Here is a 13,961-nt window from a genome sequence, read left to right as displayed (position 1 = left end):
CAGAACACCTGGAGACATCGCGATGAAAAAAACCCACAACATCCTTCGCCGCCTGAAGCCCTGGGCAGCCGCCCTGGCTGCCGCGCCCCTGCTCGCCCATGCCTGGACCACCAAGCCGGTGCGGATCGTGGTGCCGGCGCCCGCGGGCGGCACCATGGACGTCGTGGCGCGCGTGTTGTCCGACGCGATCTCGGCCGAGATCGGGCAGCCGGTGATCGTCGACAACAAGCCGGGCGCCGGTGGCGCCATCGGGGTGCAGGCGCTCAACAGCGCGCCGCCCGACGGGCAGACCATCATGTTCATGGTCAGCAACATCCTGACCGAGATTCCCCTGGTGATGAAGACCAGTTTCGACCCGGTCAAGGACGTGAAGCCGGTGACCATGGTGGCCCGCTCGGCGATGGTGCTGGTGAGCGCGCCGTCGGTGCCGGCCAACGACCTGAAAGGCCTCATCGCCTACCTGAAGACCGGCAAGGGCAGCCCGGGCAGCTACGCCTCGTACTCCGCGGGCACCAGCTCGCACTACGCCGGCGCCATCTTTGCCCGCAAGGCGGGGCTGGACCTGCAGCACGTGCCGTTCCCGGGCTCGCCGCCGGCGCTGCAGAACCTGATGGGCAGCCAGGTCGACATCCTGTTCGACGGCATCGTCACGTCGCTGCCGCTGATCAAGGCCGGCAAGGTGAAGGTCTTCGGGGTCGGGGCCAAGACCCGGCTGGCGCAGCTGCCGGAGGTACCCACGATGGCCGAGCAGGGCTTCGACGAGATCGACTTCTCGAACTGGGCCGGCGCCATCGTGTCGGCAAAGATGCCCGACGACCTCGTCAAGCGGATCAATGCGGTCCTCACGAAGGCCGCCTCCTCGCCGAAGGTGCGGGAGCGGCTCATCGCGCAGAACTTCGTGCCGATGACCAGCGAGAGCCCCGAGCAGCTCGCGAAGATCACGCACGACGAGTACGAGCGCAACGCGCGGATCGTCAAGACCTACAACATCCAGCTCAACCAGTGAGGGTGCGGGCCGACATGACTGCTCCCACCGTCCTCATCGTTCCCGGCTTGCGCGACGCCGTCGCCAGCCACTGGCAGACCCTGCTCGCCGCACGCCTGCCGCGCGTGCGCGCCGTGCCGCCCATGGGCCGCGACGACCTCGACTGCGCCGCGCGCGTGGCGGCCATCGAGCGCGAGGCGCAGGCGGTCGAGGGGCCGCTGGTCATCGTGGCGCACAGCGGCGGCGTCGTGATGCTGGCGCACTGGGCGCAGCGCACGCGCCGGCCGGTGCGCGGCGCCCTGCTGGCCACGCCGCCCGACTTCGAGCGGCCGATGCCCGAGGGCTACCCCACCGTCGAGGCCCTGCGCGCCGGCGGTTGGCTGCCGGTGCCGACCGGGCCGCTGCCGTTCCCGAGCATCGTGGCGGCGAGCCGCAACGACCCGCTGGCGCCCTTCGATCGCGTGGTGCAGATGGCGCAGGGCTGGGGCAGCCGCCTGGTCGACCTCGGCGAAGTCGGCCACCTCAACCCCGCCTCGGGCTACGGCGAATGGCCGGGCGCGCAGGCCTTCATCGACGAACTCTCGGCGGGCTGAACCCTTTCTGCCCGCCTGCCCTTCCTACCGAAAGAAACTCCCCATGGTCCAAGCCATCCGCTTCCACGAGACCGGCAGCGCCGACGTGCTCAAGCTCGAACACGTCGAGGTCGGCGAGCCCGGCCCGGGGCAAGCGCGCGTGCGCCACAGCCTCATCGCCGTCAACTTCATCGACATCTATTTCCGTACCGGGCGCTATCCGCTCGCACTGCCCAACGGGCTCGGTTCCGATGCGGTGGGTGTGGTCGAGGCCGTGGGGCCGGGCGTGACCGACATCCGTGTGGGTGATCGCGTGGGCTACCTCATCGGGCCGCAGGGGGCGTACTCGCAGGTGCGTGTGATGCCGGCTGACGTTCTGATCCCGTTGCCCGATGGCATCTCTGATCGCACCGCCGCCACGTTGATGATGAAGGGCATGACGGCGCAGTACCTGTTCCGGCAGGTCTATCCGTTGAAGGGTGGCGAGACCATCCTGTACCACGCAGCCGCCGGTGGCGTAGGCCTCATCGCCTGCCAGTGGGCGCGTGCGATGGGTGTGACGATGATCGGCACCGTCAGCACCGACGAGAAGGCCGCGGTCGCCAAAGCCAACGGCTGCACCCACACCATCGTGACTTCGCGCGAGAACATCGCCCAGCGCGTGCGCGAGATCACCGAGGGCAAGGGCGTGCCGGTCGTGTACGACTCGGTGGGCAAGGACACGCTGGAAGCTTCTCTCGACTGCCTGCAGCCACGCGGCACGCTCGTGAGCAATGGCACCTCGTCGGGCGCCGTGGTCGTCGATTCGCAGGTGCTGGCCGCCAAGGGTTCGATCTGGCTCACGCGACCGGCGATGGTGCACTACATCCACCCGCGCCCGCACATGCTGTCGATGGCCGACGAGTTGTTCGGCCACGTGCTGGCCGGGCGCATCGTGAGCGAACCGCAGCAGAGCTTCGCGCTGGCCGATGCCGCCGAAGCGCACCGCGCGCTCGAAGGCCGCAAGACCACCGGCGCCACCGTGCTCGTGCCCTGAGGTTTTCATGACCGCTCTGTCTGTCGCCGCATGGCCGGCGCGCGGCCGCCTGCTCTTTCCGGGCGTGCTCGCCTGCGCGGTGGTCGCCGCCGCGTCCACCTTCTTGTCGCAGCACTACGGTGCGCCGGTGATGCTGTTCGCGCTCATCCTCGGCATGGCGATGAACTTTCTTTCGGCCGAAGGCCCGTGCAAGCCCGGCATCGAGTTCACCGCGCGCCATGTGCTGCGCTGGGGCGTGGCGCTGCTGGGGTTGCGCATCACGGCCGCGCAGGTGGTGGCGCTGGGCTGGCACCCGGTGCTGCTGGTGGCGGTGTCGCTGGTGCTGACCATCGGCGTGTCGATGGTGGTGGCGCGGCTGATGGGCTTCAACGTGCTGTTCGGCCTGCTCAGCGGCGGCGCCACCGCGATCTGCGGCGCCTCGGCCGCGCTGGCGCTGGCCGCGGCGCTGCCGCCGCATCCGCTGAAGGAGCGCGCCACGCTGTTCACGGTGGTGGGCGTGTCGGCGTTGTCGACGCTCACGATGATTGCCTACCCCCTGATCGCGCGCGCTCTGGGCATGGACGCGCACACGGCCGGCGTGTTCCTGGGCGCCACCATCCACGACGTGGCGCAGGTGGTGGGCGCGGGCTACGGCATGTCGCAGGCCACGGGCGACACGGCCACGCTGGTCAAGCTGATGCGCGTGGCGGCGCTGCTGCCGGTGATCCTGTTCGCCGTGATGTTCACGCGCGCCACCGGCAAGGCCGTGGGCGGCCAGCGCCCGCCGCTGCTGCCGTGGTTCGCGGTGGCCTTCGCCGCGCTGGTGGCGCTCAACAGCACGGGCTGGCTGCCGCCCCCGCTCGCCACCGCGGGCAGCGACCTGTCGCGCTGGTTCCTGGTGGCGGCGATGGCCGGCATCGGCATGAAGACGCAACTGCGCGAGCTGGTCGACGTGGGCCTCAAGCCGGTGGTGCTGATGGTCGGCGAGACCGTCTTCATCGCCGCGCTGGTGCTCGCGCTGCTGCGCTGGGCGCCCTGACACGCGTTTCGAATCCCGACGACGACACACACCTACAACAACCAGGAGACAAGACCATGAAGAAGAAGACCCTCATCGCCGCCGCGGCCGCGACCCTCGCGGCCGGCGCCGCCCTCGCCCAGTCCTCGCTCACGCTGTTCGGCGTGATGGACGCGGGCGTGAGCCACTACCGCACCACCAGCAGTTCGTACAACCCGCTGCGCCCGGCCGAGCTGCGCCAGAGCCAGACCGTGCTGTCGCCCTCGGGCAATGCGTCCAGCCGCATCGGCTTTCGCGGCACCGAGGACCTGGGCGGCGGGCTGGCCGCGAGCTTCTGGCTGGAGGCGCCGCTGAGCAACGACACGGGCGGCGGCATCACGAACTTCGGACGCCGCTCCACGCTGAGCCTGAGCGGCCCCTTCGGCGAAGTGCGCCTGGGCCGCGACTACACGGCCTCGTTCTGGAACGACGCGGTGTTCGACCCCTTCAGCGTCAACGGCGTGGGCACCAACTTGATCGCGGTGGTCAACAGCAACATCGCGGCCTCGCGCGCGCTGGCCACGGGCGGCCTGCTGAACGGCGGCCTCTCGGCCGGCACCGACAGCTACCTGCGCACGAGCAACGCCATCAGCTACTTCCTGCCGCCGAACCTGGGCGGCTTCTACGGCCAAGTGCAGTACGCGCTGCACGAGAACACGAAGGTCAGCAACACGCCCGACAGCCCTTCGCAGCGCGGGCGCTACGTGGGCGGTCGCATCGGCTGGGCCAGCGGACCGGCCGACGTGGCGCTGGGCTACGGCGAGAGCACGCTGGCCAGCGCCGCCGCGCAGAGCGAGAAGATCAAGAGCCTGAACCTCGGGGCCTCGTACGACTTCGGCGTGGTGAAGGTGTTCGGCGAATGGTCGCGCGTGCGTGACGTGCGCCACAGCGCCGCGCCCTTCGCCAACGGCGCGCTGAATCTGAGTGACCGCTACGACGGCCTCATGGCCGGCGTGAACGTGCCGCTGGGCGCGGGCGTGGTGCGCGCCTCGTATGCGCGGGTGCGCTTCGTCAACGGGCTGGGCCTGCCCGACGGCAATTCGTCGGTGAACAAGCTGGCGCTGGGCTACGTGCACAACCTCTCCAAGCGCACGGCGCTGTATGCCTCGGTCGCGCGCATCCACATCGCCAACGGCCGCAACAACCCGACGGTGATGGGCGTGACGCCGCTGGTGTTGAGCCTGCCGGCCATCTTCCCGCAGCCGGCCTACGCGACCACCGGCGGCATGCAGCCGCACCGCGCGCTGGGCTACGACGTTGGTATTCGCATGGCGTTCTGAGCGCCTGACAACAGCGGCGGCGCCCCCGCGCCGTCGCCTCGGTGTGGCACGATCCACGGATGCTTCAACCGTCCCGCCGCATCCCGTACCGCACCTGGCCGGGCGCGCTCGCGATCCTCCTGGCCATTGCCGCGTACGTCGGTGGCCTCACCTTCTGGAACAACCACACGCCCGGCAGCCGGCCGCTGCCTGCGGGCGAGACGGTGTCGGTCGCCCACGCGCGCTTCGAGCCCGCACCGGGCTGGCAGATGGACGTGTCGCGCTCCAAGGCCGGCCAGTCACTCATGCTCTTCAAGGGAGGCCACAAGTTCCTCGTGACCACGCGCCTGTGGATGGGCGGACCCGACGGCCCCATGGTGCGCCAGCAGCGGCTCATGGAGCGCGGCCAGGGCCTGACCGTCGAAGGCGAGGTGTCCGACTTCGTCACCGGCTGGGGCCTGCAGGGCAAGACTTTTGCCTACTACGGCGCCAAGCTCGCCGGCCGCTTCTGGCAGGTGGTCGACACGCCGCGCCGCTCGCTGGTGCAGATCGACGTGTACGGCCCCACCGACGGTTTCAACGAAGCGCTGGCCGATGCCCGCAGGATGCTCGACTCGATGGACCTGGAGGCACCGCTGTGAGCACCACCACCGAAGCCACTGAAGCCACTGTTGCGACCCAGGAAGACGCCGACTGGCCGATCGGCACCGACTCGTTCTTCCAGCCGCAGCGCGCCGCGTTCTGGCTGCTGGCGGCGCTGATCCTCAACGGCCTGTTCTACACGGTGTCGATGTTCTCGCTGGGCTTTCGCGTGGTGCCCGTCACCGCGCTGCTGGGCCTGCTGGTGTGGGGCGGCTACACGGCGGCGTTCGTGCTGTTTTTCCGCACGCTCGACCTGCTGGAGCAGCACCCGCCCGAGGCCTACGTGCTGGCCTTTGCGTGGGGCGGGCTGGGCGCGGTGTACTTCGCGGCACCGGCCAACATCGCCATCCAGAGCCTGTGCGCCAAGCTGGTGTCGCCGGAGTTCGTGGCGGCGTGGGGGCCGGCCATCGCGGGGCCGATCACCGAAGAGTTCCTGAAGCTCGCGGGCGTGATCCTGCTGGTGCTGATCGCGCGCAACCAGTTCGAAACGTACCTGTCGGTGCTGATCGTCGGCGCCATGGCCGGGCTGGGCTTCCAGGTGATCGAGAACCTGAGCTACACGGTGAACAGCGCCGTGAACTTCCCGCTCGAGAACCAGGTGTACCCGGTGCTCTACCACCTGCTCATGCGCGGGCTGCTGAGCGGGCTGTGGAGCCATGCGGCCTACACGACCATCGCCTCGTTCGGCGTGGCGTGGTTCCTGCTGAACCCGCAGCGCTCGATGGCCGCGCGCATCGGCTGTGCCCTCTTCTACTTTGCGCTCGCGTGGGCCATGCACTTCATCTGGAACTCGCCGCTGCTGGAAGACCGCTTCGACGACGGCTTTGTCGGCATCGCGCTGCTGCTCATCGTCAAGGGCATTCCGGTGGTGATCGCCGCCGCCTTCGTCTGGCGCGCCGCCGCGCGCGAGAACGGCACCTACCTGCACGCGCTGGCGGCCTACTTCGTGCCCGAGCGCGAGCTGATCCGCGACGACGAATGGGTGCGCCTGGGCGCGCCGCTGCTGCGCTACCGCGTGCGCCGCGACATGGGCAAGGAATTCGGCAAGCGCGCCCGGCGCCTGAAGGCACAGCTGCAGCGCGAGCAGCTGCGGCTCATCCTGAAGGCCGGCACGCACGGACGCGGGCCGCAGACGCGGCGCCATGAAGTCGCGGTGCGCCGCCTGCGGGCCGAGCTCGACCTGCTCATCCGGCCGCAGGGCTGAGGGCCCCGTTCGCTTACTTCGCCGGCAGGTACAGGCGCGGATCGACGGCCTTGCCGCGGTAGCGGATCTCGAAGTGCAGCTTGGCGCGGCCACCTTCCGCCGGGCCGATCTCGGCGAGCTTCTGGCCGCGCTGCACGCGCTGGCCCTGCTTCACGCCCACGCTGCCCACGTTGGTGTAGATCGACATGTACGAGCCGCCGTGGTCGACCATGATCACGCTGCCATAGCCCCGCATCGTCTCCGTCGCGGCCACCGAGCCGGCGCCGATCGCGTGCACGGGCTCGCCGCTGCTGCCGCCGATGTCCAGGCCCTTGTTGCTGTTGCCGTTGAAGCCGGCGATGACCGCGCCCTGCGTCGGCCAGCCCCAGTCGCTGCGCCGCGAGGCGGGCGGCACCACGGGGTCGCGCTCGCGAGGGGCGGGCGCGGGCTTGGCTTTTTCGGCACTGCCGCTGCCGCCGCTGCTGCGCGGCGGGGGCGTGGCCGCCCCCGTCGCGGCGCCACCGGGCGGCACCACGCGCAGCACCTGCCCGGCTTCGAGCTGGTCGGGGTCCTTGATCTGGTTCCAGCGGGCAATCTCGGCCGTCGTCCGGCCGTGCCGCTGCGCGATGCGGTAGAGCGTGTCGCCCGTCTGCACGACGTACTCGCCGGGGCCCGCCACCGGCGTGCTGGGCGTGGTGGAGCATGCGCCCACCAGCAATGCCGCCGTCAACGCGGCGCACGCGCCCCATCTTCTCCCTGTCACAACCACGCGCTGAGTCCTTTCTGATTCATCCGGATCGCGCGACCTCGCGGGGCGAGGCGCGCCTGAACAATCCGGCAAGGCTACCAGCAGTCGTTGCGCGGACATTGCGTCCGCGGGAGCGCCCCTATTTCTTCGGCTGCAGCAGCTGCTGCAGGTTCGCCATGTTCTCGTTCAGGCGGTCCTGCACCACCTTCCAACTGTTGTTGCGCGCCTGCGCTTCCAGCTGCGCCAGTTCGCGGAAGTTGTCGACGGCCTGCTGCACGCCGCGCTGCGCGACCTCGGCCTGCCTGGAGATCGCGTCCTTGCCGGTGGCGTCCTTCAGCGCGTCCTGCCACTGGGCCAGCGTGTCGCGCAGGATCTCGCCGCGCCGCTGCGCCAGCGACTGGATGCCTTCGTAGGCCTGCCGGTTGGCCTCGGCCAGGGCCTCCATGTCCTTGCGCTGCCACTCCACGAGCGCGCCGACGTCCACGCCGGGCAGCTTGAGCTGCTCGATCAGCTTGCTGAAATCTTCCATCGACGGCAGCGCCGTGGGAAAGAGCGGATTGGCGTTGGCTGCGGTCTTGCTGGTTGCCATGGATCGAATCTCCTTGTGTGAATGAAATAGCGGGTCACAAAAAATCAGGCCGGCGCGAACTGCGTGCGTCCGGCGGCGGCGGGCCGCATCACGCGCAGCAGCACCACGCCGGACAGCAGCCACAGCCCGATCGCCAGGAACATGCTGTTGTCCGAACTGCCGGTGGCGGTAGTGATCCACGCGGTGATCACCGGCATCACGGCGGGCCCGAGGTTGCCCAGGCTGCTGATCAGCGCGATGCCGCCGGCCGCCGACTTGCGCGGCAGGTACTCGCTGATGGCCGCGAAGAAGATCGGCGTGTTGGCCGACTGGCCGATGCTCATGACCGCGAGGCCCGCCAGCGCCAGCACCAGGTTGCCGCCGCTGAACACGGCCACCAGCAGGCCCGCCGAGGCCAGCGCCACGCAGAAGAAGAAGTGCTTGCGCCGCTCCAGGTGCTTGTCGGAACTGCGCCCGACGAACACCATGCCCACGGCGCCGAAGACCGCCGGAATGGCCGACAGCAGGCCGACCATGAACACGTCGCCCACGCCCCAGTTCTTGATGAGCGTGGGCACCAGGAACACCAGCGTGTAGTTGGCGCCCAGGAACAGGAAGTACACGAAGGCCATCGTGAACACCTTGGGGTCGCGCAGCAGTGCCCAGAACGAACCGTGCGACGCGGTCTCCACCGCATGCGGCTCGTTGTCCAGGTGATGGCGCAGCGCGACCTTCTCGGAAGACGTGAGCCAGTTGGCCTGCTCGGGCTTGTCCTTCAGGTAGAAGAACGCGACGATGCCCAGCACCGAGGCCGGCAGCCCCTGCACCACGAACAGCCACTGCCAGCCGTGGTGGCCGCCCAGGCCGTTCATGTACTTCATGATCCAGCCCGACAGCGGACCGGCCAGCAGGTAGCCGATGGCCGTGGCCGTCATGAAGATCGAGATCACCTTGCAGCGCCGCGCCGAGGGGTACCAGTAGGTGAGGTACAGGATGATCCCCGGGAAGAAGCCTGCCTCGAACGCGCCCAGCAGGAAGCGCAGCACGTAGAACTGCGTGGTGGTCTCCACGAACATCATGGCCGAGGCCACGAGCCCCCAGCAGAACATGATGCGCAGCAGCGTCTTGCGCGCGCCGATCTTCTCGAGCATGAGGTTGCTGGGCACCTCGAAGAGGAAGTAGCCGATGAAGAAGATGCCCGCGCCCAGCGCATAGGCCTCGTTGCTGAAGGCCAGCGTCTGCTTCATCTGCAGCTGCGCGAAGCCGATGTTGATGCGGTCGATGAAGGCGACGATGTAGCAGAGGATCAACAGCGGCAGCAGGTGCCAGCTGACCTTCGAAAACAAAGCCTCGTCCGCCGCGTTGTACGGCGCGCGGGCGGGGGCCTGCGCAGAAGTGGGGGTCATGGTCTTGCTTTCCTTTGGGTCGGTCGGTGAAGGAATCGGCGGGAAGGCTAGGCCGCGGCGGCGGCGCGCTTGCCCTTGGCGGGAGCGGCCGGCTTGCGCGGCGCGCGGGGCTTCTTGCTGGCGGGTGCGGCAGCAGTGGCAGCCGCACGCGGCTTGGCGGCGGCCGGCGCCTTCGCGCGGCGCGGGGCCTTGGCGGGCACGGCCTCGGCCTGCGCCTCTTTCGCGACCGCCGGCTTGGCCGCGCTCTCGACGCTGGGCAGCCGCTCGATCTGCCGCAGCGCCGCGCGCAGGTGGCCGATCAGCTCGTACGACTCTTCCTGCGACAGGATGCGGCGGCAGGCCGTGAGGCCGAAGTCGAGCGAGCCCGCGTAGCTCTGCACCGTGATGTTCAGCGCGCTGCCGTGGTACGGGATCGACACCGGGTAGAAGTGCATCATCCGCGCGCCCGCCACGTAGAGCGTGGCGCCCGGCCCCGGCACGTTCGAGATCAGCACGTTGGCCGCGGGCGGCACGCGGCGCGCGAGGTTGGAGCGGCCGTACAGCGACGCCAGGCTGGTCATGAGCCAGGGCGAGCCGGTGATCGGCATGTCGACGCCGAGCACGGGCTTGAGCTCGCGCACCACGGCCTTGGCCGCCTCCGACGAGGCATGGATCGCCTTGAAGCGCTCGGCCGCGTCGCCGATGTCGGTCGCCAGGTCGACGCGCACCATCGACACCTGGTTGTTCATCGAGTCGTCGCCCTCCGCGCGCAGGCTCACGGGCACGCCGGCGATCAGCGCTTCTTTCGGCAGCAGGTTGCGCTCCTTCAGGAAGCGGGCCAGCGCCTCGCTGCACATCGCCATCACGATGGTGTTGACGGTGCCGCCCACGCGCTTGCCCAGCGCCTTCAGTTCGTCGAAGGGCAGCGACATCGTGCTGTACGAGCGCTGGTTGGTGATGGCGTCGTTGAACATGCTCTTGGGCGCCATGCCCAGGCTCAGGCGCCGCTCGCCCTTGCCGGTCTGCTGGCTCGCGAGCACGCTGCCGGCCGCCGTGAGCGCGCGCGCGGCCGCCGGCAGCAGCTCGGCGAGCTTGCGGTACTGGCGCGCCGAGTTGGACACCGCCGCCTGCAGCAGTTCGGCCACGCCGAGCTGGTAGTGGCTGCCGCTGCCGCGCTTGCGGCGCGCGGGCGGCACCTCGCGCATCTGCGCCGTGGTGTCGTAGAGCACCTTGGCCAGCTCAGTGCCGGCCTTGCCGTCGACGCCGCTGTGGTGGGCCTTGGTGTAGAAGGCCACCTGGCCGTTCTCCAGGCCTTCGATGACGTACATCTCCCACAGCGGTCGGCTGCGGTCGAGCAGGCTGGAATGCAGGCGCGCGACCAGGTGATGCAGCTGCTCCATGGTGCCGGGGAGGCGCAGCGTGAGGCTGCGCACGTGGTAGTCCAGGTCGATGTCGTCGTCGTCGATCCACACCGGCTCGGCCAGCTCGAAGGGCATCTGCGCGAGCTTGCGCGTGAGCACCGACGCCAGGTGCAGCCGCTTGCCCAGCATGCCCTTCACGTCTTCGTAGTAGTCGCCCCGATAGCCCTCGGGCAGGTCCAGGAGCATGAGGCTGCCGACGTGCATCGGCGTCTCGGGGGTTTCAAGGTGCAGGAACGACGCGTCCATGCTGCTCAGGTGGTCCATGGCGTGGCCTCTTTCGTCGGTGGGATCGGTGGGAATTGGGGAATGCGCGCGCTCAGGCGGTGGCCGCGGCGACGGCCTGCTTGCGCAGCTCTTCGTCCACGAGGTCTTTCTTGGAGAGCTTGCCCACCGCCGTCTTGGGCAGCGCGGCGCGGATCTCCAGGGCCTGCACCATCTCGTGCTTGCCCACGCGTTCCTTGAGAAAGCTTTGCAGGGCCTTGATGTCGAAGGCCTCGGCGCCGGGTTTGAGCGTGACGAAGGCCTTGGGCGACTGGCCGCGGTATTCGTCGGGCACGCCGATCACCGCCACCTCATGCACCGCCGGGTGCTGGTAGATGGCCTCTTCGAGCACGCGCGGATAGACGTTGTAGCCGCTGCACAGCAGCATGTCCTTGCAGCGGTCGACGATGAAGACGAAGCCGTCCTCGTCCATGTAGCCCACGTCGCCGGTGCGAAAGAAGCCGTCGAAGGTGGTGCTGTCGGCCGTGGCCTCGGGCTTGTTCCAGTAGCCCTTCATCACGTTCGGGCCCTGGATGCACATCTCGCCCTTCTCGCCCAGCGGCACGTAGCGCGCGGGGTCTTCGAGGTCGAGCATCTTGATGACCACGCCCGGGTGCGGAATGCCGCACGAGCCCGCCTTGCGCTGGCCGTGCGCGGGCGAGAAGGTGCCGGTGGGCGATGTTTCCGTCATGCCCCAGCCTTCGGCCAGCCAGGTTCCGGTGATGGCGCGGAAGCGCTCGCCGACCTCCATCGGCAGCGGCGCGCCGCCCGAGTTGCACAGCTTGAGCGAGTGCAGGTCGTACTGCGGCGTTTCGGGGTCGCCGATCACCGCGGTGAACATGGTGGGCACGCCGCAGAAGGTGGTGAGCTTCTTCTCGGCGATGTCGCGCAGCGCGGCCTTGGGGTCGAAGCGCAGGTGCTGCACGATCTCGGCCGCCAGGCGCACGCCCAGCAGCAGGTTGACCGTGAGCGCGTAGATGTGAAACGGCGGCAGCACCGCGAGCAGCCGCTCGGTGCCCATCTGCAGCACGGGCGGCGTGCCCGACTGCGTGATCACCACCTGCTCGCAGGCCGACGACAGGTTGGCGTGCGTGAGCATCGCGCCCTTGGGCAGGCCGGTGGTGCCGCCCGTGTATTGCAGGATGGCCAGCGCCTCGCGCGGATCGCCGATGGGGTGCAGCGTGTAGCGGCCGTCGTTGTCGAGCAGTTCGGAAAAACGCAGGTGGTGCTCGTCGCCGGAGATGTCGACCGTCTCGTTCTTCGCCTTCATCTGCGCGGCCACCTGCTCGGGTGCGCCCGTCATCTCGGCGAGGTTGCCGACGATGAGCTTCTTCAGCCGCGTCTTGCCGAGCATGGCGGCCATCTGCGGGTACAGCGCGGCGAGGTCGAGCGTGATGAGGAAGTCGGTCTGGCTGTCCTCGATCTTGTGCTCGAGCACCTTCGCCGCATCGAGCGGCGAGTAGTTGACCACCGTGCCGCCCGCCTGCAGCACGCCGAACAGCGCGACCAGGTAGTGCGGCGTGTTGGGCAGGAACAGGCCCACGTGCACGCCGGGACGCACGCCCAGGGCCTGCAGCCCCTTGGCGGCGCGATCGACCAGCGCGCCGAGCTCGCGGTAGTTCAGCCGCTTGCCCATGAAGTCGATGGCCGGCCGGTCGGGAAAACCGGCCACGGCATCGGCCAGGATCTGCTGGACCGAGGTGGGCGTGATCTCGTGGTCCCACGCCACGCCTTCGGGGTAGGAAGCCAGCCAGGGCTTGCTGTTCATGTGCGTCTCCAGGAAGTGAACGGGTGGGTGATGCGGCGCATCAGGCGGCCTTGCGCACGTCGCGGTGCGGATCGAGGTACAGCAGGCGGCGCAGGCCTTCGCGGCGGAACGGCTTCCACTGGCCCTCGGGCTGCGCGAGCCGGTCGGCAATGGCGTAGAGCACCACGGGGTTGTGGCCGAGGCCGCAGTGGCTGCCCTCGACCTCGATGTTTTCCGAGGTCGCGGTCTCGCGTTCGCGACAGCCCTGCCAGGCCACGATGCCGTCGCTGCGGCTGTAGATGGCGCTGGCGGGCACGGGGGGCGGCGTGCGCATGCGCTCGCGCTCGGGCCAGTCCTCGACCTTGCGCTCGCTCACCATCTCGTACAGCCGCCACGCGTTGCTCGCGCGCGGCTCGCCCGCGAACGGGCTGCCGAGCGTGATGACGCTGCGCACCTGCGAAGGCGCGCGGCGTGCCAGCTCGCGTGCGAACACGCCGCCCAGGCTCCAGCCGACGATGCTCACCTTGCGCTGGTAGCGTTCGTGCAGCGCGGCCAGGCGCTCCTGCATCTGGTCTTCCACGCCGGGGCGCGGGCCGAAGTTGGGACCGAGCTTCCATCCGTGCGCGCGGTAGCCACGGTCGCGCAGGAAGGCGCGCAGCGGTTGCGTCGAGGCATCGCTCGCCGAGAGGCCGGGCAGCACGAGCACGGGGTGCCCGTCGCCCGCGGGCGCCATGCGCAGCATCGGGGCCATGGTGAAGAACGCGGACAGCTCCGCCACGGCGCGCCACTCGAGCATCAGCAGGCGGCGGGACGGTGGGGCCATCGAAGAAGATTCGGTCATGGTCATCTCGGGAGTGGAGGGAAAGGGAAAGAGAAAAAAGAGAGGCGAAGAAAAAGCCCGACGTGCAGACGCGATGCACACGGCTACCCGGTCGGGCGGTCGTTCGAGAGAGGATCGAGATCGGGGAAAAGGGGTGAAGGCGCCGCGCAACGGCGGCGCCCGGCCTGTGCGGCGGCACGCATGCATGGTGTGAACCCGCCGCGTACGTCCAGTCCGTGCCGGACATGCCGGCACGCGCGAGGTGCATCCATGTTGTTGTCTCCTGTCGGCCTCGTCC

13 protein-coding genes are annotated in these 13,961 nt (G+C 69.2%); 7 read left to right on the top strand and 6 right to left on the bottom strand.

Features of this window, described 5'->3' with window-relative positions; all coding sequences use genetic code 11:
• The first annotated feature begins 22 nt into the window (after window positions 1-22).
• From AC07XP_RS21245 to AC07XP_RS21215, 7 genes are read left to right on the top strand one after another with little or no spacing between them, the layout of a single operon-like run.
• Window positions 23-1,006 (top strand): tripartite tricarboxylate transporter substrate binding protein, encoded by a 984-nt coding sequence (locus AC07XP_RS21245; RefSeq protein WP_056573291.1) that lies wholly within the window; start codon window positions 23-25, stop codon window positions 1,004-1,006.
• A gap of 14 nt (window positions 1,007-1,020) precedes the next feature.
• The gene (locus tag AC07XP_RS21240; protein ID WP_495265788.1) at window positions 1,021-1,578 is read left to right on the top strand and encodes an RBBP9/YdeN family alpha/beta hydrolase; all 558 of its coding nucleotides are present in this window, start codon (window positions 1,021-1,023) and stop codon (window positions 1,576-1,578) included.
• 43 nt (window positions 1,579-1,621) lie between these two features.
• Complete coding sequence (locus AC07XP_RS21235; protein ID WP_307587195.1) at window positions 1,622-2,593, top strand: quinone oxidoreductase family protein; 972 nt, start codon at window positions 1,622-1,624, stop codon at window positions 2,591-2,593.
• A gap of 7 nt (window positions 2,594-2,600) precedes the next feature.
• Entirely contained in the window at window positions 2,601-3,611 is a 1,011-nt protein-coding gene (locus AC07XP_RS21230; protein ID WP_447746808.1) for a YeiH family protein, read from the top strand.
• A gap of 56 nt (window positions 3,612-3,667) precedes the next feature.
• A complete protein-coding gene (locus tag AC07XP_RS21225) occupies window positions 3,668-4,909 on the top strand; it encodes a porin (protein WP_495265787.1) in 1,242 nt (413 codons plus the stop codon).
• A 59-nt stretch (window positions 4,910-4,968) separates the two neighbouring features.
• Window positions 4,969-5,529, top strand: coding sequence for a hypothetical protein (locus tag AC07XP_RS21220; RefSeq protein ID WP_495265786.1), 561 nt, complete (start codon window positions 4,969-4,971; stop codon window positions 5,527-5,529).
• Window positions 5,526-6,734, top strand: coding sequence for a PrsW family intramembrane metalloprotease (locus AC07XP_RS21215; RefSeq protein ID WP_495265785.1), 1,209 nt, complete (start codon window positions 5,526-5,528; stop codon window positions 6,732-6,734). Before AC07XP_RS21220 ends, AC07XP_RS21215 begins: the two co-directional genes overlap by 4 nt.
• Window positions 6,735-6,747: 13 nt before the next feature.
• Here AC07XP_RS21215 and AC07XP_RS21210 read toward each other — a convergent pair whose 3' ends face one another.
• The 6 genes from AC07XP_RS21210 to AC07XP_RS21185 all read right to left on the bottom strand — a co-directional run bounded on the left by AC07XP_RS21210 (window position 6,748) and on the right by AC07XP_RS21185 (window position 13,684).
• A complete protein-coding gene (locus AC07XP_RS21210) occupies window positions 6,748-7,425 on the bottom strand; it encodes a peptidoglycan DD-metalloendopeptidase family protein (RefSeq protein ID WP_495265784.1) in 678 nt (225 codons plus the stop codon).
• 175 nt (window positions 7,426-7,600) lie between these two features.
• A complete protein-coding gene (gene phaP, locus AC07XP_RS21205; RefSeq protein ID WP_492684764.1) occupies window positions 7,601-8,050 on the bottom strand; it encodes a TIGR01841 family phasin in 450 nt (149 codons plus the stop codon).
• A 44-nt stretch (window positions 8,051-8,094) separates the two neighbouring features.
• Window positions 8,095-9,435 carry an MFS transporter gene (locus tag AC07XP_RS21200; RefSeq protein ID WP_495265783.1) on the bottom strand — a complete coding sequence of 447 codons (1,341 nt, stop codon included), beginning with the start codon at window positions 9,433-9,435 and terminating at the stop codon, window positions 8,095-8,097.
• Window positions 9,436-9,482: 47 nt separating this feature from the next.
• The gene (locus tag AC07XP_RS21195) at window positions 9,483-11,099 is read right to left on the bottom strand and encodes a wax ester/triacylglycerol synthase family O-acyltransferase (RefSeq protein WP_495265782.1); all 1,617 of its coding nucleotides are present in this window, start codon (window positions 11,097-11,099) and stop codon (window positions 9,483-9,485) included.
• A gap of 52 nt (window positions 11,100-11,151) precedes the next feature.
• Window positions 11,152-12,864 (bottom strand): long-chain-fatty-acid--CoA ligase, encoded by a 1,713-nt coding sequence (locus tag AC07XP_RS21190; protein WP_495265781.1) that lies wholly within the window; start codon window positions 12,862-12,864, stop codon window positions 11,152-11,154.
• Between the two features lie 40 nt (window positions 12,865-12,904).
• The gene (locus tag AC07XP_RS21185; RefSeq protein ID WP_495265780.1) at window positions 12,905-13,684 is read right to left on the bottom strand and encodes an esterase/lipase family protein; all 780 of its coding nucleotides are present in this window, start codon (window positions 13,682-13,684) and stop codon (window positions 12,905-12,907) included.
• Window positions 13,685-13,961: the final 277 nt, after the last annotated feature.

Source organism: Variovorax sp. GW531-E2, from assembly GCF_059423125.1.
Note: the sequence above shows the minus strand (reverse complement) of the source record. Positions and strands in the feature narration are given on the sequence as shown.